The following is a 25,289-nucleotide window of genomic DNA, read 5'->3' as shown; positions in this document are numbered from 1 at the left end:
TGATCTTACATCAGGTTGCCCGCGAGTGATTCAAGGTTAGGCTGCCACAGCCTCCTGATGTGTTTCCCTTGTTTCCAAAAGGATCCGATTTCCATCAAGAAGCACCGAGTAGGTTCTGACCCTAACCGACTCATCCTCCAAACAGGCACCGGTTTTCAGATTAAAGTGTTGTTTGTACAACGGCGATGCGACGATTGGCTCACCCCCAAGATCCCCCGTGATACCTCGCGCCAGAACATTAGCGCCACTGAAAGGATCCGCATGGCTGATGGCAAAGAGCGCCGGCAGCCGATGCGGCAAATAAAACACCGCCACCGGCCCGTCTACCGTCCAGACCGCAATACCGGATTCCGGCACCAGATCATCAACAGTACAAACCGAGTTCCAACAAGTACGAGTTCTCATCTGTATTCTCCTTAAATTTGTGTTTTTAGCTTTTCGATATCCAGGTGGATCGTGAGCGCAGCGAGTTATTTTTCCCAGAGGAAAGCCCCCCCGTGCCGCCGCGCGCCCCCACCAAAACAAACAGGCTACACAGACTCCAAAACAGGCCGCCTCTGCCCCCGCTCAGTAGTCCACTGCTGCACCGGATCCCTCTGCTCCGGCAAGTTCACAAACTCCCGAAACCGCTTACGCTTGTCGGGATCTTCCACCGCCGTTTTCCACTCACACTGGTAGGTATCTACAATGCCGTTCATATGCTCTTCGAGCTCAGCACAGATGCCCAGACTGTCCTCAAGAACCACCTGCTTCAGATACTCCAGACCGCCCTCCAGGTTCTCCATCCATACGCTAGTGCGTTGCAGCCGGTCGGCCGTGCGCACATAAAACATCACCACCCGGTCAATGGTGCGGATCAGCGCCTCATCAGACAGATCGGTGGCAAACAAATCAGCATGCCGCGGACGCATGCCGCCATTACCGCAAACATAGAGATTCCAGCCGTTCTCGGTGGCGATCACCCCGAAATCCTTACTCTGCGCCTCGGCACACTCGCGGGTGCAGCCAGACACCGCCATCTTCACCTTGTGCGGCGCCCGCAGGCCCTTGTAGCGATTCTCCAGAAGGATCGCCATGCCCACGCTGTCCTGCACGCCATAGCGGCACCAGGTACTGCCAACACAGGATTTCACCGTGCGTAGCGATTTTCCGTAGGCATGGCCAGTCTCGAAGCCGGCTGCAATAAGCTTCTCCCAGATCTCCGGTAACTCACTGAGCGTGGCGCCAAACAGGTCAACCCGTTGGCCGCCAGTGATCTTGGTATACAGGTCGTACTCTTTGGCCACCTCGCCCAGCACAATCAGCTTATCGGGCGTGATCTCCCCGCCAGGAATGCGCGGCACAATGGAATAGGTGCCGTTTTTCTGCATGTTGGCCATGAAGGTGTCGTTGGTGTCCTGCAGCGGCACATGATCGGTGGCCAGAATATGCTCATTCCAGCAGGTGGCCAGAATGGAGCCGACGACCGGCTTGCAAATGTCACAGCCATGGCCCTTGCCGTGCTGGCTGATCAGGGTGCGGAAGCTGCGGATGCCATTCACCTTCACCAGATGGAACAGCTCTTGTCGGCTGTAGGGGAAGTGCTCACACAGGTCCTTGCTGACCGCCACCCCGCGTTTTTCCAGCTCGTTATCTACGACGCTCTTGAGCAATGCAGTACAGCCACCGCAACCGGTACTGGCCTTGGTCTCGGCTTTAACGCCGGCAAGGTCACTGCTACCCGCATCAATGGCACAGCAAATGTCGCCCTTGGTGACGTTGTGGCAGGAACAGATGGAAGAGGTTTCCGGAAGCGCGTCAGGGCCCAGCGCCGGCGCACCGCCCTGGCTCTCCGGCAGGATCAGGGCTTCCGGATTGTCGGGTAGCGCTATGCCGTTCAGTGCGTACTGCAGCAAAGTATCGTAGTAGCTGTTATCGCCTACCAGAATGGCACCCAGCAGTGTTTGACCGTCTTCGCTGACAACCATGCGGCGGTAGTGGCCTGTTTGCTCGTCGTTAAAGCGTATATTGCGGGCGCCGGGCGTCTGGCCGTGGGCATCACCGATGGAGCCAACATCCACGCCCAGCAATTTCAGCTTGGTGCTCATATCGGCACCGGTAAAGGCAGCGTCAGAGTGGCTGTTCAGCACCGATGCCAAGGTGCGGGCCATGGTATAGCCGGGTGCGACCAAACCGAAAATCCTCTGGTCCCAGAGCGCGCACTCGCCAATGGCATGGATATGCGGATCGGAGGTGGTGCACTGGTCGTTTACGACGATGCCGCCGCGTTCGCCCACGTTCAGGCCACTGGCTCGCGCGAGTGCGTCTTGCGGACGAATACCGGCGGAAAATACGATCAGATCGGTTTCCAGATGGCTGTCATCGCTGAAGTTCATGCGCAGCCGCGCGTTCTCGCCCGCAACGATGGCGGTGGTGGCTTTCTCGGTGTGAACCTGAACACCCAGCTCTTCAATTTTGTGGCGCAACAGCGCACCGCCGTCGGCATCCAGCTGCACCGGCATCAAGCGGGGGGCGAATTCCACCACATGGGCCTGCAGGCCGAGACTTCTTAGCGCATTGGCGGCCTCCAGACCAAGCAGGCCACCGCCTACTACGACGCCGGATTTGCCCTCTTTGGCGCTGGCGCGAATGGCATCGAGATCGTCCAGGGTTCGGTATACAAAACAGTGGGGGTGCTCGCGGCCTTCAATCGGCGGCACGAACGGGAAGGAGCCGGTCGCCAGCACCAGTTCGTCATAGTGGTATTCGCCTTTCGGTGTGATCAAGGTACGCTGATCCCGGTTCAGGGCGGTGACTGGCTCGTTTAAATGCAACTCAATGCCTTGCTCGGTGTACCAGTCTTCCGTGCCCATGGCGAGATCTGCATGGGTAGAGCCTGCGAAGTACTCAGACAGGTGAACCCGGTCGTAGGCCAACTGCTTCTCTTCGCCGAAAGCCAGAATGTCATAGTCCGGGGCCGCAGAGCTGGCGACAAATTGCTCGAGAAAGTGATGGCCAACCATGCCGTTGCCAATCACGATCAGGGTTTTCTTGCTCATGGTTCTTTCCTCTCTCATGGGCAGCGCTTCAGGCTGCTGCTTCGCAATAGGGTTTGCCAAAGGGCAACTGGGCCCGGAATCGTTGAATGTCGGTGTTGTCGTTAATCAGCTCCTGGTACCACGGGCCTTGGCTTGTGTTGCCCATCAGAATGGCGCCAACCAGCCGGTTATCGCGAACCAGCAGGTGGTTGTATCCGCCGGTTGTAATGTCTTGCCAGATCAGGGATTCGGTATGCTCATCGGGTGCCTGCTTGCCACAGGAAAAAACAGGTATGCCGCCGATCTTGAGCCTGGTGGCGATTTCAGAAGGCTGGTATGTCGCGCTTCTGGTTGTTCCTGCCAGTACGCATGCCAAGGTTTTTGCGTGCTGGTAACCCGGCTCCACAAGCCCATAGGTTTCGCCGTTGAACTCGCAGCACTCGCCAATGGCGAAAATGTCTGCAGCGCTGGTTTGTAGCTGAGCATTGACCTGTATGCCCCGCCCGCAGGCCAGCCCGGCGTTTTGTGCCAGTTCACGGTTGGGCTTGATGCCGGTAGCGATGACAACGAGATCCGTGCTGATAAGAGTCTGGTCGTGCAGTTGAATGGCACGAACACGTTCTTGCCCCAGTATCCGGGAGGGGGATGTGGACGTCAGAATATGCATGCCGCGTTCGGTCAGGGCATCAGACAGAAGCTTGCCACTGTCAGGGTCCAGCTGCCGGTTCAGGAGATGACGGCTTCGGTGCAAAACGGTGACATCCATGCCCCGGCGCAGCAGACCTTCGGCAGCCTCAAGCCCGAGAAATCCGCCGCCAACCACGATGGCCCGCTTCCGGCTTTTGCTAAGCTCAATCAGGGTGCGAGTGTGGTTAAGGTCGCGAAAATTCATAACACCGCTCAGTTCTTCGCCGGGAATACCCAGGCGGGCGGGGCCGGCTCCGGTTGCAATAACCAGTGTGCTATAGCTGTAAACACGGCCTGAGCTTGTCGTCACCGTGTGCTCATCCGGAGCGATAGCCTCGACTGCTTCACCGTGATGAACCTGAATGCCGTGATGGGCAAACCAGGCGTCTGGCTTCAAGGGCAGGCTATCCTCTTGGGTGTCTCCGCTGAGCAGGGCAGAAAGCTGAACACGGTTGTATGCCGCATAGGTTTCGCCGTTGAACACAATGATATTCCGATAGGGGATTGAGGCTTTGCTCACCAACTCTTCAAGGAATCGTTGAGCCACCATTCCGTGGCCACAGACGATCAATGTCGGTTCCATTTTCCGGATCATCTTTGCACCTATGCTGCGCTTAAAACCAAAAAAGCCGGAGCATCTCGTCCCCTCGGGGAATCGATGATCCGGCGCCAATGCCATCAATAGTTTTCTGGAAGCTCGGCCGAATCCTTGGCCGTAACAATCGTCCTTGAATTGTATAAAGCGATGTTCGTGCCAAATTGCAAAAACCTTTAAAATCAATGCTTTGATGTTTTCTTGATAAGTGTGGTGCTTGGGTATCCGGCTTTTTTGCACCTTGCAGGAGCAGGCTGCACGACTTTGATGCGTTTTTGCTGGCGCGGTAATTGCTCCGGTTTCCAGCGATGCAGCAATGTGACTACACCCGGAGTTTTGAAATGGATATCAGCAAGCGTCGACACAACCCTGTCCAACCCTCGGCTGAGGCGTACCTGATCGCATCGCGGCGGTGCGAGCTTATGAACCTCCAGTATTTTTTGCAGATGGGGAGGCTGGTACAGAGCATCAGCAATCTCGTGCACGGGCTGCAGCGGGAACGCGGAGCGTCCTCCATTTTTCTGGGATCGGGTGGTGAAAAGTTTGGCCTGGAGAGAAAAACCATGGTCGCTGAATCGGAGTGTTTGTATATCGTTTTCAAGCGGGCACTGGCTGAGATCCATGAAGAGTTGACGACACACCCTGTCAGCAGCCACTTGCTGGCTCATATTGCCAGCGCCCTTCATGGGCTGGAGAGCCTGACAGCGCTGCGCGAGCGGGTGAAAGCCCGGGCACTGTCGGTGCCAGAGACAACCGAGTCCTACAGTACGCTTATCCAGCGGCTGATTACCGTGGTTTTCGAAGCGGCGGATACTGCCGTAGATCCCTCGCTTGCGCGTTTGCTGGTGGCTATGGTGCATCTGATGAAGGGTAAAGAGTTCTGTGGCCAAGAGCGCGCAGCAGGCTCCGTCGGTTTCTCCACAGGACGCTTTGCCAGTGCACTGAGCCGGCGCATGACGCACCTTGTTGAAGCGCAGGGGCGGTGTTTTGAGGTGTTTGTCGAGTTTGCCGATGAGCAGAGCGGCCAGCTACTAAAGAGCCTGCTTGCTCATGAGCGGGAACAGGAAGTGGAGCGCCTGCGGCGTTTCGGATGCGCCATCGGCCGATACAAACCACTGGACCCGGAACTTGCTGATCACTGGTTTGCGCTAATGAGCGAGCGTATGGATGAGCTCAAAAAGGTAGAAGAATCGGTGGAAAACAGTTTTCATGGTCGCTGTGCCGAGCGCTATGCAGACGCACGGAGCACATTGGCACATCATGAGGTACTGATTGCAGCACTTGAGCAGCCAGAAAATTCTGTGCCGTCCATGTTGGTACTCTGTGAGCCAGACAACAGTGGGCAGATCCAATCAGGTGAAGCCTGGAACAGCGGCGGTATTGGTCAACAATCTGGACGATCAATTTTTGACCTGGTGCAGGCGCAGTCACGTCGGCTTCAACAGATGAGCGAGGATTTGCAGAGTGCCAAAGACGCTCTGGAAGAGAGGAAGGTTCAGGAAAAAGCGGTCTTGTTGTTGATGCGTCACCGCAAAATCAACAACGATGAGGCTCATCGGGTTTTGCGAAAGCTGGCCATGGATCAGGGTAAAAAGCTGCCCGAGGTTGCTCGGGCACTGGTGTCTATGGCTGATGTGTTGAAGTAAGCGACCTGTTCAGGCCTTCGCCGCCGGAACGATGTCTTTTTGCATGTTTGTGCCAGTCGGTTGATTATTCCGGCGCGGGGTGATGCTTTCCAGCTTACGTTGCTTCTCATAGAGAAACTTCAGAACCTCCTGCCGGTAGTGCACGTAGGTGGGATCATCCGCCAGAGTGACTCGGTTACGGGGCCTTTCCAGGTCGATATAAAGATCTTCCCCGACGGCGGCAGCGGGGCCGTTGGTCATCATGATAATGCGGTCAGACAGCAACACGGCCTCGTCCACATCGTGGGTAATCATGATCACCGTGTTGTTCAGCTCTTGCTGGATTTCCATCAGGGAGTCCTGCAGGTGAGCCCGGGTAAGTGCATCCAGAGCACCAAAAGGTTCATCCATCAGCAGCACGCTTGGCTTCATTGCCAGTGCCCGGGCAATCCCGACTCGCTGTGCCATACCTCCTGAGATTTCTCCCGGCCGCTTGTTGGCGGCGTGGGCCATGTTTACCAGTTCCAGGTTGTGATGAATCCAGCTTCGACGCTCCTGTTTTGTCATGGACTTACGGAATACCTGTTGCACCGCCAATTCCACGTTCTCGTACACCGTCAACCAGGGCATCAGAGCATGGTTCTGGAACACCACGGCCCGCTCTGGCCCGGGAGAGTTGATCTCATGGCCATCCAGAATGCATCCGCCCTTGGTAGCTTGCAGCAGGCCGGCAACGATGTTCAGGACTGTGGATTTACCGCAGCCGGAATGGCCAATCAGGGAGACAAACTCGCCTTTTTTGATTTTCAGGTTGATGTTGTCCAGTGCAATAAAGGAACCCTTGGGTGTATCAAAAGACATTTCCACGCCGGTCAGTTCCAAATGGGGCTTGCTCATAAGTTTCTCCGTTACTCGTTCCACGCAATTTTCTTCTGAAGCATCAACATGATGCGATCCAGTACAAAGCCGATAAAACCGATGGCCAGCACGGCTGCCATGATCCGGCTTAAGGATTGGCTACTGCCGTTCTGGAACTCATCCCAGACAAACTTTCCAAGCCCTGGGCTCTGCGCCAGCATCTCAGCAGCTATCAACACCATCCAGGCAATGCCGAGCGAGACGCGAAGCCCGGTGAAGATTATGGGTACCGAGGAAGGAAGAACGACCTTCATCACGTGGGTCCAGAATGACAACCGCAGAACCCGCGAAACATTCAGCAGGTCGGGATTCACCGCCGCTACGCCAACGCCGGTGTTGATCAGGGTGGGCCAAAGGCTGCACAGGGTGACGGTGATCATCGAGGTGAGGAATGACTTCTCGAACATCGGGTTCTCACTGACGTAAGTAGCCGATACCACCATGGTGACCAGAGGTAGCCATGCTAGCGGCGAAACGGGTTTGAAGATCTGGATCAGTGGGTTGATCGCTGCTTGAAGGTGCCGGTTAAGACCCAGCACTATGCCCAGTGGGACGGCGATCGCCGTTGCCAGAAGGAAGCCCGCCATGACGGTGATCAAGCTGGTGACAATCTGGTCCACAAACGTCGGGGCACCGGGGTAGCTTCGGATCTTGACTTCGGCGTCTGGGTTTTTAGCCAGAATTCGAGCATTTCGCTCCTCCTGCATTATTACGAACTTGTCCGCCCGTTCCCTCTGATTGATGTGCTCCTGCCAGAGCTGTCCGCTCTGCTCCCAGACTTGCACCGGGCCAGGGAAGGAGCCCAACGAGGTGTTCACCTGGGGCGCAGCCAGATGCCAGAAACCGAGGAAGACCAGAATGCCGACCATCGGGAGTACCAGCTGCTTGCCGGTTCGGACCAGCTCCACGCCAGTGAATCGATCTGTCAGTGCTTTCAGCCCCCCGAAACGTCGGATTCTGGAGTTTGTGTTCATTAGCGTGCTCATGTGGTTCTCCTGAGGACAGCGCGTTAAGGGGTATCGGAGCCTTTCAGGCCAATGTCAAAACTGTCGATGTAGGCATTGGGTTGGCGCGGGGTAAAGGCGACACCATCAATCAACTCACCCTGATGGGGGCGGGAGAAGTTCTCCTGATTGAAGTCGGGGAAGTCTTCAGCCTCCATCAAGCCATCGTCGATCAGGGATCTGGCCGCTTCGGCATAGATGTCTCCACAGTATACCTGTGCTGCCGTTTTCATGTACCAGTCGTCCGGTTTGGCCTCGGGTATCTGGCCCCAGCGGCGCATCTGTGAGAGATACCAGATGGCATCAGACGGGTACGGGTAGGTTGCGTTGTAGCGGAAGAAAACGTTGAAATCGGGCACCTCGCGGATATCCCCCTTCTCATACTGGAAGGTACCCGTCATGGAGCTGGCGATGACCTCGGCATCGGCACCCACGTAGCTCGAGCGAGACAGTATTTCGACGGCTTCTTGCCGGTTGGCATTGTTGTTTTCATCCAGCCAGTGTGCAGCGCGAATCAGGGCCCGCAGCAGGTGCAGGTGGGTGTTGGGGTATTTCTCAGCCCAGGACAGACTGACGCCAAACACCTTTTCCGGGTTGTTGGGCCAGATTTCGTAATCGGTGATCACCGGAACGCCAATGCCCTTCGATATGGCCTGTTGGTTCCAGGGTTCACCCACGCAATAGCCGTGAATGGTGCCCGCTTCCAGACTAGCGGGCATTTGTGGGGGCGGGGTTACAGAAAGGTGTACGTCTGCGCTGAGGGTGCCGCTGGTATCGCCGCTCTGAGGGGCGTAGTAGCCAGGGTGCAGGCCACCCGCCGCCAACCAGTAGCGTAGCTCGTAGTTGTGGGTGGAAACCGGGAACACCATGCCCATGCGAAAACGTTCACCCTTTTCACGGGATTGCTCTACCGCCGGTTTCAGGGCACTTGCGCTGATTGGATGCACCGGCTTTCCGTCCTTTTCAGGAATGTGCTGGCGCATGGTTTCCCATACATTATTGGAAACGGTAATCGCGTTGCCGTTCAGGTCCATGCTGAACGCAGTAATGATGTTGGCCTGAGTGCCATAGCCAATGGACGCTCCCAGCGGCTGGCCTGCCAGCATGTGGGCGCCATCCAGCTCGCCGGTGATAACTCTGTTCAGCAGGACCTTCCAGTTGGCTTGTGCTTCCAGCTCAACGAACAGACCTTCGTCCATAAAGAAACCCTGCTCCCAGGCAATGGCCAGAGGCGCCATGTCGGTCAGTTTGATAAAACCGAGTTTCAGATCCGGCTTCTCAGGCGGGCCAATCTCTGCCTGAACCATGCCGGCGCTGGCTATAAGGGCGGCTGTAGCAGCCAACCCGGCCAGTCGGCGGAACGATCCGGTGACGATGTTCAGGGTTGTTTCCATGACGTATCTACCTCGTGACATTCTTTCAGGCAAAAAAATGCCTGCCCTCCGCTGTCGGAAGGCAGGCACCTATGCCCGATTAAATTGAGTGGTCTCGAAAGTTCATGTGTGAGGTTGCATAGCCTGTGCCAGTGATAAAAAACGCTTTAAAAACAGTGGTGTAATGTTCTTCTTCAGGTTTCAGGTTGTGTTTGGGAAAGATTTTTCTGGTTTGCTTTAGTGCAGGACCGAGTGGTTTTGCACCATTGTGAATCGTTGGAGACGTACCAGACGAGAGTCTGTCGTAGGTGAGTTGTGGGCGCGCGGGCGCTGTACGCGGCGCATTCGGGCCAGGGTCATGGTTTTTGGGGCTGCGCTGGCCTTGTTATTGCAGTTCGCATCTGGGTTTTGAGCAAACAGTGATCAAACACAGGCGAAGAGGTAGAAGCGTGGATTCCAATATCAAACCGGCTGACAGCATTCAAACCACTTGCCCATACTGTGGTGTGGGTTGTGGTGTGGCGGCGACACCTTCTTTAGTGGCCGGCGACAAAAGTCACCCCGCCAATCAGGGCCGGCTGTGTGTTAAAGGCTCAGCGTTGCATGACACTCTGGTTCCCAACGGAAGGCTGTTGAAGCCCCAAGTTGAGGGTGAGGAGCGAAGCTGGCCAGAGGCGCTTGCTGCAGTGCGCGATGCCATTCGCGATGCTGTTGATCAGTACGGCCCGGGATCTGTAGCCCTGTACCTGTCGGGTCAGCTGTTAACAGAGGACTATTATGTTGCCAATAAACTTGCCAAAGGGTTTATCGGTACGCCCCATGTGGATACCAACTCGCGACTTTGTATGTCTTCAGCGGTGGCAGCCCACAAACGAGCGTTTGGCGAGGACTGTGTACCCGGCTGTTACGAGGATCTGGAACTCGCCGATCTTCTGGTGCTGGCGGGCAGCAACGCCGCCTGGGCTCACCCCGTACTCTACCAGCGTATGCAGGCATCGCAGCGCGCCGGACGCCGGGTGGTGGTTATTGATCCGCGGCGAACAGCCACGGCTGACCTTGCAGACCTCCACCTTAAACTGAAACCTGGTACAGATACGGTTCTGTTCAACGGATTGCTGGTGTGGCTGGTGCAACACGGGGCGACAAATTCTGACTATATCGCTAGGCACTGTAGCGGCTTTGAAGAAACCCTTGCGAGTGCACAGGAGGTTGCCCCCTCCGTGACATCCGTTGCCACCCAGTGTGATCTTGACGAAGGTGATGTTGAGCAGTTCTACCGTTGGTATGCCGACACACCTCGAACTGTGACAACGTTCTCTCAGGGGATTAATCAGGCGGTAGCCGGTACCGATAATTGCAACGCTATTATTAACTGCCATCTGGCGACGGGACGTGTGGGCCGGCCGGGCGCCAGCCCTTTTTCCCTGACTGGCCAGCCCAATGCCATGGGTGGCCGGGAAGTGGGTGGTTTGGCGAATACCCTGGCTGCTCATATGGAATACGATACTCCGGGCGCCCGTGAGCGTTTGGCCGGATTCTGGGATACAGACCGTCTTCCGAAGGCACCCGGGTTCAAAGCCGTTGAACTCTTTGAGGCCGTGCATCGAGGTGATATCAAGGTGCTCTGGATTATGGGCACCAACCCTGCGGTCAGCCTGCCGGATTCGGCGAGGGTGTGTGAGGCCTTGGCAGCTTGCCCCACGGTGATAGTGTCCGACTGCATGGCGAATACGGATACCACAGCCTTCGCCAATATATTGTTGCCGGCGGCTGGCTGGGGTGAAAAAGACGGAACCGTGACCAATTCGGAGCGCTGCATTTCGCGCCAGAGATCGTTTCTGCCTTTAACTTCCGAAGCTCGCCCAGACTGGCAGATACTGACGTCGGTTGCGCGGGAGCTTGGGCACGCCCAGGCCTTTCAATATCAGCGTCCGGCAGATATTTTTCGGGAGCACGCGATGCTCTCCGCCCTTGCTTGCAAGGCTAGCGATGGGCGTCAGGTGTTTGATATCGGCGTTTTGGCCCAGTTGACAGATGCTCAGTATAACCAGCTGGAACCTGTGCAGTGGCCTGTGTCCATGGGTGCGGCGGGTGATGTAACCGGCACACCCCGGCTGTTTTCTGACGGGCGCTTTGCCACGGATAACGGGCGCGCCCGAATGGTGCCCATTTCTGCAGGGCTGCCCTGCCAAGTCGTAACCTCACGCTATCCACTTGTGGTCAATACCGGCCGTATTCGTGATCAATGGCACTCCATGACGCGCACGGCACTGGTCTCTCGGCTTCTGACGCACCGCCAGGAACCTTCCATTGAGATCCATCCGGACGATGCGCTCCACTATGGGATCAGTGACGGGACCTTGTGCCAGCTCACCGGGCCAGGGCCTGAGGCATTTCTTGGTCGGGCTCGGCTGACAGCGGATCAACGCCCCGGAGAGGTCTTCATACCGATTCACTGGAGCGGATGTTTTGCCTCGCAAAGTGTTGCAACAAATCTGATTGCTGCGGTGACCGATCCGATCTCTGGCCAGCCAGAAAGCAAGCACGGTATTGCCAGCCTATCTAGCCTTGCGAGCCGATGGCAGGCTCGGCTGATGCGTCGCGAATCCGGAGGAGGGCTGGGGGCACTGGCGGGACTCTGTGATTATTGGTGCCGCCAGCCACTGACCCATAGTACGAGCTGGTGGCTGGCCGGTAACCAGACGATGGACTGGGGCAGTGATGCGCAGAGTTGGCTGGGGGGAGAGCCACAGCTAATTATGGCTGATGCGGCGCAAGGGCGCTTCCGGGCAGCGCACGTAGTTGATGGCCGGTTGGATGCTGTTCTTTTGGTTGATCGTGAGGCGGATCTTTTGCCGGACCTGGTGTGGTTGGATCAGTGTTTTTCGGCTGAATGTTTGAGCGCTGATCAGCGACAGTGTTTGCTTGCGGGCCGGTCTGTGGAAACGGAAGAAATCGGGGCTCTGGTATGCAGCTGCTTTCAGGTGGGTGACCGCCAGATTGCCAGTGCCATCCGCCGTGGGCACGCGACACTGGAGGCTTTGGGGCGCACTCTAAAGTGCGGCACCAACTGTGGCTCCTGTGTTCCGGAAATTCGTGAGCTGTTAGCGCACCCTGCGTAGCAACGACATGGGGACTCGGTAGCGCTGGCCCCGGAACCTGCCTGTGCCGTCCACGGTACAGGTTTTGCGGTTAACTCGCGTAATATCGCCCTGAAATTCCCGCAAACCCTGGTCGAAGGCCACAGCTTCGCCAAGGCTCCACGCCGCCTTCTGTTTATTGATATCAGGCATTTCGAAAGACTGCTGAGGCAGATCAATGCCCTGCTGTTCCGCGCGCTCCACTAATACTTCTCGCACGACACTTGCTTCTCCATTTTCATGCAGATCATCAAGAATGTTATAGAAGTGCCGGTTGTGAACCGAGCCTGGAAATCTATGGCCCGCACTGTGTTGCAGCAAATGTGCGAACTCATGGCAGCAGGTGTGTGCCAGCAGATTAAGCGTGTTCAGCTCGCCGCCGAAATATCCGCGCCGGTGGATCTCGCGACTGGAGAGCCAGCCACTCGCTGTGGCGGGATGGTGTTTGGCCTGAATCATGCGAAGGCCGTAAGTGATCTGGTGCTGTTTTGGCTGCGGGTTAAAGCGGTGATAGGTCGCTTGGCCTGAGCCTACCCGGCACACCAGAGTGCTCCCGGGCGCTTGCGCCTGAACCTGGTTTGCAGCGTGTTGCCAGAGAATCTGCTCTGTAACAGTGCACATCAGCTCGCCTAGCTGACGCATTTGATATTTCGGGTGTTTCATGTCAATCGAAGGACTACGCGCCTCATGATCTGGTAAGTCGGTTTCGTTAGGTTACCTGCCAATTTACTAGATTCTCGGCGACGAGTCAGACAAAACGTCACCAGATAAAAATAAGTGGTGACAGTTTGTCTGAAGGCGGCGTATTAAATTCCGGCCGAGACTGTCTTGACGATTTCGTCGAAGTCACCTTCAGGGAAGCTGAAAATAAGAATTGAGTCGGAGTGCGTTTCGCTGAATAGGTAGCCGGTAACGTAATTACGGTTTTTTGCTGCGAACCCCGTGAAGCCAGATGGGAGATTCAATGGCGTTGTATTCGTGGATGCTGATTCAGAGCTGAGTTTAAGCTCGTTCAGAAAAGCTTCCGCTGAATCGGAGCCTTCGGGGACAGGTTCAATGCGGATGAACCCAATGGCCTTGCCTTTACGGAAGAGAGATGTGTCATTTACGTCAATACGCACTGCATCGAATAAAGAAGAACCCACAGACACCGAATAATCCTGACTTGGCGAAAATGATATCGGCTGAACCGAGCTGCAGCCCGATAAAAACAGTAAAAATATAGCTGTGCTGATGAGTTTCATTTATTCAGGCTTCCTTGTCTTATCTGAGAGAGGATTCCAGCAAACTCCTGAATTGTAGTCCACGAGTTAGTTTGCAAGTAAGGCTGATTTTAATGTGGCCCTTTGCAAATGGCTCGCCTGCAGCTCGAATAACCCTGATGGCCCATTTTCGAATGCCATTTGCGGGAGAAAGTATGTCTTTTGGGTTTGGGACAGCATCGATCCATTGGCTGCACACTTCAGTCTCGGTTATTAATTGAGCAACAAGCTGTAGCGTCTCTGGCGTAATGCTGCCCGCATGAAAACGGTTTGCGATGCGCTCACCGTAAAAGGCAGTGATTACTGCTTTTACAGCTGAGACATCTTCTTCAGATAAATTGGTATTGCTCACTATCAACTTCCTTTTGATAGTTGGAATGCAAAAAGAGAGGCGTGGAGCCTCTCTTTTAGAACCAAATCGAAACTTACGCCTCGATTGGCGAACGCCAGTCGTCAGCACCGGAAGTGCCGGCAACGGCGTGCTCCCAGGTTACCTTGCGGTAGGACACGGACACGGTTACCAGCTGGGTGAAGTCAGCGCTGGCGGCGTCCTGGCAGTGGGGCATGGTGCAGTTGATGTCGATGATAGTGGCATCTTCCAGGATGGTGGAGAAGAAGTGCTCCTGCTTGCCTTCAACCGAGGTGCGGTACCACTTCAGCTCAACCTTTGGCAGCATTTCGCCAGAAGCCAGAGCGTTGTACATCAGCGGGGTGGCTTTGTTCAGTGCTGAGGTGAACTTGAACGGCTTGTGTACACGCTGGCCGGAAGGCTGGCCGGACTGGGGATCGGTAGGAACGGTAACAACGTGGCTGAATTCCTGAACCAGTACTTCGTCTTCATGACCTTCAACGTAAATGTTGCCTACGGAATCGGACGTGAATGCACCAGCGGTGATGTTGCCCTGAGTTTTTCCTTCGATAGAGATATAACAAGGAGTTGGCATAGTCTGCTCCATGACGTTTAAATGAATGAATGTCCTTGGGTGTTCCCTGGACAAAAAGATATAAACAAAGCCCGTGCCAAGTTGGTAAAGTTCATTCAAAACAGTATCTAACAGGATTTCCGCAAAGCGCTGTTCTGCGATGGGCAAGCTTATGCTCGGCCCTGGGGCGATAAATTGCTCCCTGGGCGAATATTTGCCTGGGCAAATAGTGCTGGTGATTGCAGGCCTGTAATTCCCCACTGCACAGGCTCTGCTAAAATTTAAACGACCGAAAACATTTTTAAGCGAACTGAACAGCAGGGGGACCCACCATTACTACGCTATCTCTGAAAAGAGGAGTAACTCTGCTGTGATGATTTCCCGCTGGCTGCGAGGCTTGGTCAACCGGGCTGTGCTTTTCGTGGTTGCCGCTGTTGTCCTGACTGCGCTCGTGGTTGCTCTTGTTGGCTCACTTTTAAGCAAGTCCGAACTTGAGCAGCAGGCGGCGAAACAGGTAGAGACCATTGCGCAGATAGTGGCTGGCGAACTGGACGATAAGTTGGCTCAGCGCTTGGAAACTCTCAGCCATGTGGCCAAAGGGCTCACCATGAGTGAGGCCGCATTCGAGGTGCGAGCAAAAGTCGTGATGCGCCGCCAAACAGCATTGCAGCACCTTTTTGATGGTGTTTACCTGATTGATGCGCAAGGGAAAGTGATTGCCGAGCACCCGGAAGATCTGGAGCTGGTCGGGTTGGATATTAGTAACCGCTCGTATTTTCGCCGCGCCAAAGAGCAACTTACCCCGCTTATCAGTGAGCCCTACAGATCATACGATCAAGGCCGGCCTGCCCTGATGATGGCAGCGCCCGTATTCGATCATAAACAACGCTTTATCGGCATGCTCGGGGGTGCAGTTGTGCTTTCGGGTGAGCATCTAATTGAAGAGTTTTCTGACATCCGTATTGGTGAAACCGGATATTTGGCGATCGTAACCCACGGTGGAACGGTTCTGGCCAATGGCCGGACCGGTGAGGTTATGCAACCGATTAACGACGCTAACCCGCTGCTAAAAGAGGCCGTGGGCGGGTTTGAGGGCACCGCCAGAACTCGTGGTTCTGAGGGGGAAAGTATCATTCTGTCGGTTCAGCAAATGTCTGAGGTGCCTTGGTTTGTGGCCGCTAGTTGGCCCGCTCGCGAAGCCTATGCGCCGGCTAGCCGAATCAAGGATGCCTTTCTCTGGACGTTGTTGGTGGTGATCCTGCTGGTTGTTCCGGTGACCATGTGGCGCTTTCGTCGCCTGATGGCGCCGTTGGGCGAGCTTGGGCAGCAAGTGCGCGAGCGCCATCTGGGGGTGCGAAGTAACCCGGTGGGGGTCTCCGGTAGTTCGGAAATAGGCCAGGTGGCTGAAATATTCAACATGGTTATGGACGAGCGTGATGATGTTTTGAGCTCACTGGCAGAGCGGGAGGCCTTTTTCCGGTCACTTACCCGCGGAGCACCGATAGGTATTGTGCAGGCTGACGTACTTGGCCGCATTGAGTTCGTGAACCCGGTATTTGAAGGCATTATCGGCCTGACACTGGCAGAGCTCACAGGTTCCCATTTGTTTGATTGCGTCACCGCGAATGATCGTGATGCAGTGATTCATGGCTGGCAGAGAGCCCTTGAGAAACAGGAGGTATTCCGCGGGCGCTATCAGTTGCAAGGGCCTAACGCAGGCACGCCGGTTTGGTGCCAGGTAATGACGGCAATTCTTGAAACTCCCGAAAAGGTTATGGGTACCATTACGGTTGTGAGGGATATTTCCCACGAACTGGCGGTAGAAGACGCCCTGCGAGACGAGCAACTAAGGGCGGAGAGCATATTAGGCGTAATGCAGGACGGCGTCTTGATGGCCGACACTGGCGGTGTTATCCGATATGCGAACCAGGCTGCGGCCCGCTTTTTGGGCGCCGGTGGGGAATATGTTGGTAAAAATGTATTTGAGCTGGTGGGCATCGACCACGAGGACCAAGCCCTCAACCACGAGTGGTTTCTTGACCGGGATGATCTGGACAGCCTTTACGTTACCCTTCGCAACGCCAACGGCGATCTGTTCGATGTCGACCTCAGCATGATTCACATCCGCCAAGGCCGGCAGAACGAGCGATTGGTATTTGTACTCCGTGATGATACCGAGCGCAGGCGTCAGGAGGAGCGGTTGTCCTGGGAAGCCACCCACGACAGTTTGACCCAATTGTTGAACCGCCGTGCCTTTACCGCTGTGCTTAATAAATGCCTAGACGACATGACCCGCCAGGACGCAAGCTCCGTGCTGATACTCATCGATCTTGATCACTTCAAGCCGGTAAACGACGAAGGTGGACATCTGCTTGGCGATGAAATGCTCCGTCGACTTTCCGATCTGTTCAAGGAGTCGGTACGTCAGTCAGATGCTGTTGCCCGCCTGGGCGGGGATGAGTTTGGCATTATTTTACCAGCGTGTGGAATGGTTAGAGCCAAGGCCCTTGCCGAGCGCATTCGTGCAGGCGTTGAGGCGCTAAAAATAGAGCATGAAGGGCGCATGCTTGGCGTTACGGCCAGTATCGGGGTGACTGAACTGCTCCCTACAGACCGCGAGCCCAAAGACGTGGTCGCACGCGCCGATGAAGGCGCTTATGCAGCCAAATCAAAAGGCCGCAACCGTGTTGTCGTTATACCTGCTCCGGAGCCAGAGCAGTAGCCAGATAACGTTATGCCCACCAGTGTGCTGCGAGGCTGGCCTGCCAAATCAGGCGTAAAGCCAGAACGGTCAGAACCAGATTGAGCGCTTTGCTGAACCAGTGATTGTTAAGTGAGTTCAGAACACGCAATCCTAACCAGGTGCCGGCAAAGCCGCAGGCAATCATGGCCAGGATGAACGGCAGCCAGTGCGCGAACACGAATCCCGTCACACCAAAAACCAGGGCCTTGGGGGCATGTTGCAGAACCATTGCCGTGGCAAAGGTGGCAACAGTGCGAAACCGGTCAGCGTGAATCTGCTTGATAAACGCTGCGACCAGCGGGCCAGTAGCGCCCACAAACAGGCTGATAAAGCTGGTCAGTGCAGCAGCAACAAAAACACCAACCGGGCCGAAGGCGCCTTTTGGTAGCGATGGTCCCCAGCACAGGTAGAGCACGAAGCCCGCAATGGCCAGTTGCCATAAATAGGCGGGCAGGCTCACCAGCAACCAGGCACCCGCTGCTGCACCTACGATGACGCCGGGTGCAAAAGCTGCAATGGTTCTCCAGTCGATGTGTTTCCAGGTCAGTATTGTCCTGCCACCGTTAGAACCCAGCTGAATCATGCCGTGCACGGGAATAATAGCGGCTGCCGGCATCCATGTGGCCATCAGAATCAACAGAAGAACACCGCCGCCGGCGCCCAAACTGGCTGTGATCATTGAGGTAACAACAGAACTCGCCAGCAGGAAAATCGCCACTGACAGGCTCAGGCTCTCAGGGAGCAACGCTATTTCCACGCGCAGAATTCCTCGGATTCAAGAGTTGGGGTTCGGCATAGGGCTTCTGTTGCCAGCTGCACATCGGCCACATAATACAGGGATGCCAGCCCAAGTCTGTCCCGGCCCAGATTGTGAAACACCATGCCAAAGGCAATATCACCTGCGGTGAAGCGTTCGTGGTTGGCTGCAAAGTACTCGGCTGGCTTTGCCAGTGTTTCATCATCAAGAAGCGCTTGCACGCGCCCCGCGCCGCCGTGGTAGGCCTGAACCAGCAAGAGTACAAACAACTCGTTGCGTTTGTCCTCCGGCAGGTGGCCGAAGCGTTCATTAAAGGCCGGCTGCAGATTGCGGGCGTTTTGGTGCATCAGGCGCAATGCACAATCAATCTGGGCCAACCGGTGCCAATAGTTTTGCGGCTTGATCTGGCAGTCATTCAGGGCGGAGGGAGACAGCTGAAGAATGCCTTTGGCGTCCGCACGGGAGTGTGCCCGGGCTTGCCCACCGCTTTCAATCAGGATTTGCCCGGCCAGATACCTGGGTAAAACCGCCGGCAATGTATATCGGTTTTGCTCGCTCCTGAGCTGAACAATGTACATCAGCGCATCGTGGAGCGATCCCGGGTTTTCGCGCGTGGCGAAGGAGAGGTCGTCCCAGTCACCCCACACACGATCTTTCCCCCGGGCACCCAGATAACGGCCAACGGCAAGATCCAGGTTTACATGGGGTTGATCACACGCCAGAGCAAACGGGTATCCATTCGTATTTGCGTCCCCGGCAATCCACTCTTCAGTGACCCCTTTTTCATGCTGAGCCTGACGGGCGTCGTTCAGGCGCTGCTGAGTGGCGGCGCTGGTTGTGCCGTTGCTGATCCACCCCAAAAACTGCCCGCGCATATCGAACAGAATGTGACGATCCGTATTTGAGCAGTAGCCGGATTCTTTCAACACCCATCGGCGGATAGTAAGGATATTTGTGTAAACGCCCTGGCTGACCCAGTAGGGCGAGTTCCTCACAATGGCGGTCCAGCCAGCAGTATCAGCACTGTCGGCTTCGGGCTGCTTCTCTTCTGACTGCGCTGCTACAGGCGCCAGCGCAGTCAGGATGAAAATAACGGCAAGCTGACGTAAGCTTGCGAACCTTGAGTACATAAGCAATGTGTCCGTGGCATTCCGGGCACCACAATAACAAATGGGCGCCGCTATGAAGCAATCTGAGTATCTGCGTTATGACGCCACCGCGCTGGCCGATCTTATCCGCCGCGGCGAAGTAACTTCCCGGGAAGTATGCGAGGCTGCAGTGGAACGAGCAACCACTGTGAACGGTTCGTTGAACGCCATCTGCTTCCCTCAGTTTTCAGAGGCTCTGGCCCAGGACTTCCCGAAGCAAGGCGCGTTTGCGGGTGTACCCCTGTTGCTCAAGGATTTGGCTCAGGAACAGGGCGATCGGCCCTGCACCTATGGCAGCCGTGGTTTCCAGAACTACATTGCGCCTCAGGATTCCGAGTTTGTACGCCGTGCCCGTGTGGGTGGCTTGGTGTTTCTAGGGCGTACAGCAACCCCGGAGTTCGGCCTTAAGGCCGTTACGGAATCCGAGTTGTGGGGGCCGTCGCGCAATCCGTGGAACACCAAGTTGACCCCCGGCGGTTCCAGCGGTGGTTCCGGTGCCGCAGCTGCAGCCGGTGTAGTGCCCATGGCCGGCGCAAACGATGGCGGTGGCTCAATCCGTATACCCGCAGCTTATAACGGCTTGTTCGGGCTCAAACCTTCTCGCGGACGCATCTCCAGTGGGCCCATGATGGGTGAGGCCTGGACGGGCGCTTCGGCAGACCATGTGGTTACTCGCACGGTGCGCGACAGTGCGACCATGTTGGATGTGCTGAGTGGCCCGGCTTCCGGCGATCCATTTGTTATTCCCGGCCCCGGCGAGGCTTATGCGGATTTGATGCAGAAGTCGCCCGGCAGCCTGAAAATTGGTGTGTTCACCGCGTCTCCCTACGATACCGTGGTTGCTCCCGAATGCGTTGCTGCCGTTGAAGAAACCGCGCGGATTCTGGAGAACCTGGGGCACAAGGTTGAGTACGCCCGGCCGGAGTTTGATGGCATGGCGCTGGCCCGGTGCTACCTCGGCCTCTATTTTGGTGAAGTGTCGGCCTTGATGGCGAAAGCCAAGAGTCAGCTTGGTGCTGCAGACAGTGATTTTGAGCTGGATACACGGCTGATAGGCATGCTGGGCGATACCATGCCGTTGTCAGACTATGTGCTTCGCCGCCAGCAGTGGAACGAATTCGCCCGGGCATTGGGCGCTTTTTTTGCAGGCTATGACCTTTATCTCTGCCCCACTGCTGGCCAGTTGCCAGCTCGCATCGGTGAGCTGGACACGCCGGCACATTTGAAGATGGCGGCAAAGCTGACGCTCGCCCTGAAGGCCGGGAAAATACTGCATCGCAGTGGCCAGGTGGATCAGATTGCGATGGACAGTCTGGCCCGAACCCCCTTTACTCAACTTGCCAACCTGACCGGAACACCGGCCATGTCCGTGCCCATGCACTGGACGGCTGACGGCTTGCCGGTTGGTGTGCAGCTTGGGGCACCCCATGGCGGTGAAGGCGTGTTGCTGCAGCTGGCGGCTCAGCTTGAGGAGGCTGCGCCATGGTTTGGCTATTACGAACGGCTGGAAAATGCATTTCCGGCAGAGGGCTTGTGATCTGTTGATTGAAACCCCACGTTTATCTTTCTACGCGTATCAGGCTATGCTGTGTGTCAGGGAGATCATCTTCCTGTTAGACCCTGATGGCATCGAGGAGGCGAGCGTATTATGAACCAACCGATGGCAATCGAAGAACTGGTGTCAGTCGCACAGGCAGAAGCCATGGGAGAGCTGGATGCTCCGATGATGGCGATTGTTCTGGCCAGTGAGCAAAGTTATGACCTGCCCATCAACTCACTTGAAACCGATGCCGACAAGGCACGCTGGGGATTGATTCTCCGCGCTGCCCGTGAGCATGTTGAAGCGGATGCGGTGGCGGTCTTGTACCCCGCCTGGACAACCATTCGTGAGAAAAAGAAGGAATCGGAAGAGGATGACGGCCTTGAGGTCTCATCGAGTGATAGCCCGGAGGTCGAGCCAAACGAGCCGATAGATACCTTGTTTGTGCAGCTCCACACCCGGGATCATGTGTACTGGCGTGGATTTGAACAGATCCGGGACCCCAAGCATCAGCGCATTATCGGCTTTCGCCGGATTAAAGCATTGTCTACGGACTACCGGCGTGACGAGGAGCCATCAATCGCCTCCTGGCTCAGCACGCTGTTTGACCCCCTGCCAGAACATGGTGAGGAAACGGATGTTGATCTTGAACTGTCTGATCTTCTGGAGGAGCCTGAAGTAAGCGCTGCACTCTACCCTCGGCAGTTGCGAGCATTGCACTAGTTCAAAACTCTGAAACCCTGAAATGAAAAGCCGGGCCAAGTGCCCGGCTTTCAGGACCTACGACCATGTTAAATAACGCCCAGTGGCTATCCGACGCCATCGCTCGTATCGATGCGGATTTCAATCGGTCATCAGACACCCACCTGATCAAACTGGATCTGCCCGGGCTGCAGAGCGTCGATATTTATCTAAAGGACGAATCGACCCACCCCACAGGCAGTCTCAAACATCGCTTGGCGCGCTCACTTTTTCTGTTCGGCCTCTGTAACGGCTGGATCACGCAGAGCACACCCATTATCGAAGCCTCCAGCGGTTCTACGGCGGTGTCCGAGGCGTATTTTGCCAAGCTCCTGGGGTTGCGCTTCATAGCTGTGATGCCCAGAACGACGTCGGCTCAAAAAATCGCCAAAAATTGAATTTTATGGTGGTGAGTGCCATCTGGTTGATAACGGCAGCGAGATTTACACCGAATCGCAGCGACTTGCCCGTGAGTTGGGTGGTCACTATATGGATCAGTTCACCTATGCCGAGAGGGCGACGGACTGGCGTGGCAACAACAATATTGCTGAAAGCATTTTCCAACAGCTACAGCGGGAACCACACCCTGTTCCTCGCTGGGTTGTGGTTAGCGCCGGCACGGGAGGCACCTCCTCAACCATCGGGCGTTATATCCGCTACGGTGGTTACCTCGCCAAAGGCTGCGAACTGTGCGTGGCCGACCCTGAAAATTCGGTGTTCTATGAGGCGTTCGCCAGCGGCCGATCGGATATCACTGGCCAGTGCGGCTCACGTATCGAGGGTATAGGCCGCCCAAGAGTGGAGCCCTCTTTTAACCCCGCGGTTATCGATCGCATGGTGCGCGTGCCCGATGCCGCCAGTTTTGCTGCGTTGCGCTATCTCGAGCGGCACCTGGGGCGGCGTTGCGGTGGCTCTACCGGCACCAATCTGATTGTTACGCTGAGCCTGGCCAGCGAAATGCAAAAAGCCGGTGAGAAAGGTTCAGTCGTTACGCTTCTGTGTGACGGTGGCCATCGTTATATCGACACCTATTTTAACCCCACCTGGGTAGCTAGCCAGGGGCTGGATTTAACGGAATGGGAGGCAGCCCTGGATAACTTCGATCGAAGCGGCGTGTTCGAGCCGGGTCTTGAAAGCGCGTCCATAGGCTGATCCCTTACGTTGCCCAAGGTTACGAGCGCTAGCGATGATTTGTGGGTTCGGGTTTGGCCGGTGAATAGGCTATAATTGACGGCTTTATTCTTGCACCCACAAGGCGCTGACCGTGATTGTATTTAACCAGGTACAGAAGTCGTATCAGGTGGACGGCCGGGCGATCCCCGCGCTCCATCCTACTGATATGACCATTGAAACCGGCGAGGTGTTCGGTATTGTCGGGCATTCCGGGGCGGGGAAATCCACCCTGGTGCGCCTGATCAACTTGCTGGAACCACCGACGGGTGGTGATATTGTGATCGATGGCGAGAATATCACCCGCTACAGCGCGGCCGAGCTGCGTGCCTTCCGTCGCAACGTTGGCATGATTTTCCAGCATTTCAACCTGCTTTCCTCTAAAACCGTTTCGGACAACATCGCCTTCCCTATGAAGCTGGCGGGCATCTATTCCAAAGCGGAAATTCGAGACCGTGTGCAGGAACTGCTGGATCGTGTTGGTCTTGCTGATCACGCCACAAAATACCCATCGCAACTGTCGGGCGGGCAGAAACAGCGGGTCGGTATTGCCCGGGCGTTGGCATGCAGACCAACCATTCTTCTGTGCGATGAAGCCACCAGCGCTCTGGACCCGCAAACAACCCAGTCGGTACTTCGTTTGCTTTCCGAGATCAATAAAGAGCTAGGTCTCACTATCGTGCTCATCACCCATGAAATGGATGTGGTGCGCCGTGTATGTGACCGGGTTGCTGTTATGGACGCTGGCCGTGTTGTTGAAATGGGCGCTGTGAGCGATGTTTTCCTGCACCCCAAACATCCCACCACCCGGGATTTCGTGTTTGAAAGCGAAAGCATCGACAGCCAGGAGCGGCAGGAAGATCTGCAAAAGGCCAGTGGCCGTATTTTGCGGCTGACGTTCAAGGGCGAATCTACCTATCAGCCTTTGTTGGGCAGTGTGGCTCGCGCCTCCGGTGTGGATTTCAGCATCCTCTCTGGCCGCATCGACCATATCAAGGACACGCCCTATGGCCAGTTGACGCTGTCCCTGGTGGGTGGTGATCTTGAGTCCGCCATGACGGCTCTGGAAGCGGCCGATGTACATGTGGAGGTGCTGCGCTGATGGAAGCCTTATTGAGTAACGTGGATTGGCCAGAAATTGGTATAGCGAGTTGGGACACTTTGGTAATGGTGGGAATGTCCCTGCTGTTCAGTGTTCTGGCGGGCCTGCCGATTGGTGTGCTGCTGTTCCTCACGAGCAAGCGGCAGTTGCTGGATCAACCTTTAGCCTACGGCGTACTGTCATTTGTGGTGAACGTGCTGCGTTCCGTGCCGTTCATCATTCTGCTAATTGTGATGATCCCCTTCACCGTGATGCTGATTGGGACTTCGTTGGGTGTGGCCGGTGCGATTCCGCCGCTGGTTGCGGGTGGTGCACCCTTCTTCGCAAGATTGGTGGAAACCTCTCTGCGGGAAGTCGACAGGGGCATCATAGAAGCCACGCAGGCCATGGGTGCCAATGTGCGGCAGATCATTTTTGGTGCCTTGCTGCCTGAAGCGCTTCCGGGCATCATCGCCGGCATCACGGTCACGGCGATCACCTTGGTCTCCTATGCGGCCATGTCTGGCGTCATTGGCGGCGGTGGCTTGGGTGATCTGGCCATTCGTTTTGGCTACCAGCGCTTCCAGACCGATGTGATGGTGATTACTGTGGCGCTTTTGGTGATTTTCGTACAAGTGTTGCAGATGGCCGGTGACCGTCTGGTTCTGTATTTCAGTCGTAAGTAGTTTTCCAATTCAATAGGAGAGTGAGTGATGAGCTTTAAGAAAGCCCTGGTGGCATTGGCTGCCGCATCTGTTTTTTCTGCAGCGGTTTCCGCTGAGAAGCTGTCTGTAGCAGCAACCCCTGTACCCCATGCAGAGCTGCTGGAGTTCGTTAAACCTCAGTTGGCCGAGCAGGGCGTGGAACTGGATGTTAAAGTCTTCACCGATTATATCCAGCCAAACGTACAGGTAGACCAGAAGCGCATGGACGCCAACTTCTTCCAGCACCAGCCGTACCTTGATGAGTTCAATGACGGCCGCGGCACAAGCCTGGTAACCGTTGCTGGCATCCACGTTGAGCCGTTTGGCGCTTATTCAAACAAGATCAAGTCGCTTGATGAACTGAAAAATGGCGCAACCATCGCCATTCCAAACGATCCCACCAACGGTGGCCGTGCACTTCTACTGCTGCAAAAAGCCGGACTGATCACTTTGAAAGAAGGCAGCAAGATCACCGCAACGCCGCGTGATATTGCAGATAACCCGAAGAAGCTCGACTTCAAAGAACTGGAGGCAGCAACCTTGCCACGAATTCTTGGTCAGGTAGACGTTGCGCTGATCAACACCAACTACGCGCTGGAAGCGGGCCTGAACCCGTCTGAAGATGCGCTGATCATTGAAGGTTCCGAGTCGCCGTATGTGAACATTCTGGTTGCGCGTCCTGATAACAAAGACAGCGATGCCATGCAGAAACTTGCGAAGGCTTTGAAATCTGATGCGGTTCGCGATTTCATCAAAGAAAAGTATGAAGGTGCCGTTGTTCCGGCATTCTGATCGAAGCCAGAACACAACCTGAAAAAGCAGTACTAAAAAAGCCGGTCAGTGAAAACTGCCCGGCTTTTT

20 protein-coding genes and 1 pseudogene are annotated in these 25,289 nt (G+C 55.7%); 9 read left to right on the top strand and 12 right to left on the bottom strand.

Translation table 11 applies throughout. From position 1 onward, the window contains the following. Positions 1-36: 36 nt before the first annotated feature. The 3 genes from nirD to AADB16_RS01820 all read right to left on the bottom strand — a co-directional run bounded on the left by nirD (position 37) and on the right by AADB16_RS01820 (position 4,287). Entirely contained in the window at positions 37-405 is a 369-nt protein-coding gene (gene nirD, locus AADB16_RS01830) for a nitrite reductase small subunit NirD (protein WP_410800997.1), read from the bottom strand. Between the two features lie 125 nt (positions 406-530). Continuing rightward, positions 531-3,038: a nitrite reductase large subunit NirB gene (gene nirB, locus AADB16_RS01825; protein WP_410800995.1), complete on the bottom strand. Its 2,508-nt coding sequence runs from the start codon at positions 3,036-3,038 to the stop codon at positions 531-533. A 28-nt stretch (positions 3,039-3,066) separates the two neighbouring features. Continuing rightward, positions 3,067-4,287, bottom strand: coding sequence for an NAD(P)/FAD-dependent oxidoreductase (locus tag AADB16_RS01820; RefSeq protein WP_410800993.1), 1,221 nt, complete (start codon positions 4,285-4,287; stop codon positions 3,067-3,069). Positions 4,288-4,640: 353 nt separating this feature from the next. On the opposite strand from AADB16_RS01820, the gene AADB16_RS01815 reads away from it, so the two are divergent. Next, positions 4,641-5,945: a nitrate- and nitrite sensing domain-containing protein gene (locus tag AADB16_RS01815; protein WP_410800991.1), complete on the top strand. Its 1,305-nt coding sequence runs from the start codon at positions 4,641-4,643 to the stop codon at positions 5,943-5,945. Positions 5,946-5,954: 9 nt separating this feature from the next. On the opposite strand, the gene AADB16_RS01810 is transcribed toward AADB16_RS01815, so the two are convergent. Genes AADB16_RS01810 through AADB16_RS01800 form a run of 3 tightly spaced genes read right to left on the bottom strand, consistent with a single transcriptional unit; the run spans position 5,955 to position 9,153 of the window. Further along, the gene (locus tag AADB16_RS01810; protein ID WP_410800989.1) at positions 5,955-6,821 is read right to left on the bottom strand and encodes an ABC transporter ATP-binding protein; all 867 of its coding nucleotides are present in this window, start codon (positions 6,819-6,821) and stop codon (positions 5,955-5,957) included. Positions 6,822-6,832: 11 nt separating this feature from the next. Continuing rightward, entirely contained in the window at positions 6,833-7,828 is a 996-nt protein-coding gene (locus tag AADB16_RS01805) for an ABC transporter permease (RefSeq protein WP_410800987.1), read from the bottom strand. A gap of 23 nt (positions 7,829-7,851) precedes the next feature. Next, positions 7,852-9,153, bottom strand: coding sequence for a CmpA/NrtA family ABC transporter substrate-binding protein (locus AADB16_RS01800; RefSeq protein ID WP_410803555.1), 1,302 nt, complete (start codon positions 9,151-9,153; stop codon positions 7,852-7,854). Between the two features lie 515 nt (positions 9,154-9,668). Between AADB16_RS01800 and AADB16_RS01795 the strand changes: the two genes are divergently transcribed. Then, positions 9,669-12,341, top strand: a complete 2,673-nt coding sequence (locus tag AADB16_RS01795) for a molybdopterin-dependent oxidoreductase (RefSeq protein ID WP_410800985.1) — start codon at positions 9,669-9,671, stop codon at positions 12,339-12,341. Here the strand turns inward: AADB16_RS01795 and AADB16_RS01790 are convergent. From AADB16_RS01790 to AADB16_RS01775, 4 genes are all read right to left on the bottom strand, one after another. Then, on the bottom strand, positions 12,324-12,980 hold the full coding sequence (locus AADB16_RS01790; RefSeq protein ID WP_410800983.1) for a hypothetical protein: 657 nt from the start codon (positions 12,978-12,980) through the stop codon (positions 12,324-12,326). The genes AADB16_RS01795 and AADB16_RS01790 overlap by 18 nt on opposite strands. A 185-nt stretch (positions 12,981-13,165) precedes the next feature. Continuing rightward, the gene (locus AADB16_RS01785; RefSeq protein WP_309044040.1) at positions 13,166-13,603 is read right to left on the bottom strand and encodes a hypothetical protein; all 438 of its coding nucleotides are present in this window, start codon (positions 13,601-13,603) and stop codon (positions 13,166-13,168) included. A gap of 19 nt (positions 13,604-13,622) precedes the next feature. Continuing rightward, on the bottom strand, positions 13,623-13,973 hold the full coding sequence (locus AADB16_RS01780) for a hypothetical protein (protein WP_200201457.1): 351 nt from the start codon (positions 13,971-13,973) through the stop codon (positions 13,623-13,625). 73 nt (positions 13,974-14,046) lie between these two features. Continuing rightward, the gene (locus tag AADB16_RS01775) at positions 14,047-14,565 is read right to left on the bottom strand and encodes an Hcp family type VI secretion system effector (protein WP_309044038.1); all 519 of its coding nucleotides are present in this window, start codon (positions 14,563-14,565) and stop codon (positions 14,047-14,049) included. Positions 14,566-14,917: 352 nt separating this feature from the next. Here AADB16_RS01775 and AADB16_RS01770 point away from each other — a divergent pair, with 352 nt between their 5' ends. Further along, the gene (locus tag AADB16_RS01770; protein WP_410803553.1) at positions 14,918-17,266 is read left to right on the top strand and encodes a GGDEF domain-containing protein; all 2,349 of its coding nucleotides are present in this window, start codon (positions 14,918-14,920) and stop codon (positions 17,264-17,266) included. Positions 17,267-17,276: 10 nt separating this feature from the next. Here AADB16_RS01770 and AADB16_RS01765 read toward each other — a convergent pair whose 3' ends face one another. Together AADB16_RS01765 and AADB16_RS01760 are read right to left on the bottom strand one after the other, a co-directional pair. After that, positions 17,277-18,044, bottom strand: coding sequence for a sulfite exporter TauE/SafE family protein (locus tag AADB16_RS01765; RefSeq protein WP_410800981.1), 768 nt, complete (start codon positions 18,042-18,044; stop codon positions 17,277-17,279). Next, complete coding sequence (locus AADB16_RS01760) at positions 18,035-19,174, bottom strand: transglycosylase SLT domain-containing protein (RefSeq protein WP_410800980.1); 1,140 nt, start codon at positions 19,172-19,174, stop codon at positions 18,035-18,037. The genes AADB16_RS01765 and AADB16_RS01760 overlap by 10 nt, the downstream gene beginning before the upstream one ends. 52 nt (positions 19,175-19,226) lie before the next feature. Between AADB16_RS01760 and AADB16_RS01755 the strand changes: the two genes are divergently transcribed. The 6 genes and pseudogenes from AADB16_RS01755 (at position 19,227) to AADB16_RS01730 (ending at position 25,220) form a co-directional block, all read left to right on the top strand. After that, on the top strand, positions 19,227-20,729 hold the full coding sequence (locus tag AADB16_RS01755) for an amidase (protein ID WP_410800978.1): 1,503 nt from the start codon (positions 19,227-19,229) through the stop codon (positions 20,727-20,729). A 111-nt stretch (positions 20,730-20,840) separates the two neighbouring features. Further along, entirely contained in the window at positions 20,841-21,455 is a 615-nt protein-coding gene (locus tag AADB16_RS01750; protein WP_410800976.1) for a hypothetical protein, read from the top strand. 65 nt (positions 21,456-21,520) lie between these two features. Further along, a pseudogene (locus tag AADB16_RS01745) lies at positions 21,521-22,625 on the top strand (PLP-dependent cysteine synthase family protein). Positions 22,626-22,737: 112 nt separating this feature from the next. Further along, positions 22,738-23,745, top strand: a complete 1,008-nt coding sequence (locus tag AADB16_RS01740) for a methionine ABC transporter ATP-binding protein (RefSeq protein ID WP_309044035.1) — start codon at positions 22,738-22,740, stop codon at positions 23,743-23,745. Further along, positions 23,745-24,410, top strand: coding sequence for a methionine ABC transporter permease (locus AADB16_RS01735; protein WP_298451088.1), 666 nt, complete (start codon positions 23,745-23,747; stop codon positions 24,408-24,410). The genes AADB16_RS01740 and AADB16_RS01735 overlap by 1 nt, the downstream gene beginning before the upstream one ends. A gap of 27 nt (positions 24,411-24,437) precedes the next feature. Continuing rightward, a complete protein-coding gene (locus tag AADB16_RS01730) occupies positions 24,438-25,220 on the top strand; it encodes a MetQ/NlpA family ABC transporter substrate-binding protein (RefSeq protein ID WP_410800974.1) in 783 nt (260 codons plus the stop codon). The last annotated feature ends 69 nt before the right edge of the window (positions 25,221-25,289 follow it).

Origin of the sequence: Marinobacter sp. KMM 10035, assembly GCF_046537445.1 — a bacterium.
GTDB classification, from domain to species: domain Bacteria; phylum Pseudomonadota; class Gammaproteobacteria; order Pseudomonadales; family Oleiphilaceae; genus Marinobacter; species Marinobacter sediminicola.
This window is presented reverse-complemented; position numbering and strand designations above follow the sequence as displayed.

Excerpts from the sequence above, each read along its gene's own strand:
- AADB16_RS01785 (WP_309044040.1), bottom strand. The coding sequence starts at position 13,603 with ATGAAACTCATCAGCACAGCTATATTTTTACTGTTTTTATCGGGCTGC.
- AADB16_RS01810 (WP_410800989.1), bottom strand. The coding sequence starts at position 6,821 with ATGAGCAAGCCCCATTTGGAACTGACCGGCGTGGAAATGTCTTTTGAT.
- AADB16_RS01770 (WP_410803553.1), top strand. The coding sequence starts at position 14,918 with ATGATTTCCCGCTGGCTGCGAGGCTTGGTCAACCGGGCTGTGCTTTTC.
- AADB16_RS01730 (WP_410800974.1), top strand. The coding sequence starts at position 24,438 with ATGAGCTTTAAGAAAGCCCTGGTGGCATTGGCTGCCGCATCTGTTTTT.
- AADB16_RS01820 (WP_410800993.1), bottom strand. The coding sequence starts at position 4,287 with ATGGAACCGACATTGATCGTCTGTGGCCACGGAATGGTGGCTCAACGA.
- AADB16_RS01755 (WP_410800978.1), top strand. The coding sequence starts at position 19,227 with ATGAAGCAATCTGAGTATCTGCGTTATGACGCCACCGCGCTGGCCGAT.
- AADB16_RS01775 (WP_309044038.1), bottom strand. The coding sequence starts at position 14,565 with ATGCCAACTCCTTGTTATATCTCTATCGAAGGAAAAACTCAGGGCAAC.
- AADB16_RS01750 (WP_410800976.1), top strand. The coding sequence starts at position 20,841 with ATGAACCAACCGATGGCAATCGAAGAACTGGTGTCAGTCGCACAGGCA.
- AADB16_RS01735 (WP_298451088.1), top strand. The coding sequence starts at position 23,745 with ATGGAAGCCTTATTGAGTAACGTGGATTGGCCAGAAATTGGTATAGCG.
- nirB (WP_410800995.1), bottom strand. The coding sequence starts at position 3,038 with ATGAGCAAGAAAACCCTGATCGTGATTGGCAACGGCATGGTTGGCCAT.
- AADB16_RS01790 (WP_410800983.1), bottom strand. The coding sequence starts at position 12,980 with ATGTGCACTGTTACAGAGCAGATTCTCTGGCAACACGCTGCAAACCAG.
- AADB16_RS01800 (WP_410803555.1), bottom strand. The coding sequence starts at position 9,153 with ATGGTTCAGGCAGAGATTGGCCCGCCTGAGAAGCCGGATCTGAAACTC.
- AADB16_RS01805 (WP_410800987.1), bottom strand. The coding sequence starts at position 7,828 with ATGAGCACGCTAATGAACACAAACTCCAGAATCCGACGTTTCGGGGGG.
- nirD (WP_410800997.1), bottom strand. The coding sequence starts at position 405 with ATGAGAACTCGTACTTGTTGGAACTCGGTTTGTACTGTTGATGATCTG.
- AADB16_RS01815 (WP_410800991.1), top strand. The coding sequence starts at position 4,641 with ATGGATATCAGCAAGCGTCGACACAACCCTGTCCAACCCTCGGCTGAG.
- AADB16_RS01760 (WP_410800980.1), bottom strand. The coding sequence starts at position 19,174 with ATGTACTCAAGGTTCGCAAGCTTACGTCAGCTTGCCGTTATTTTCATC.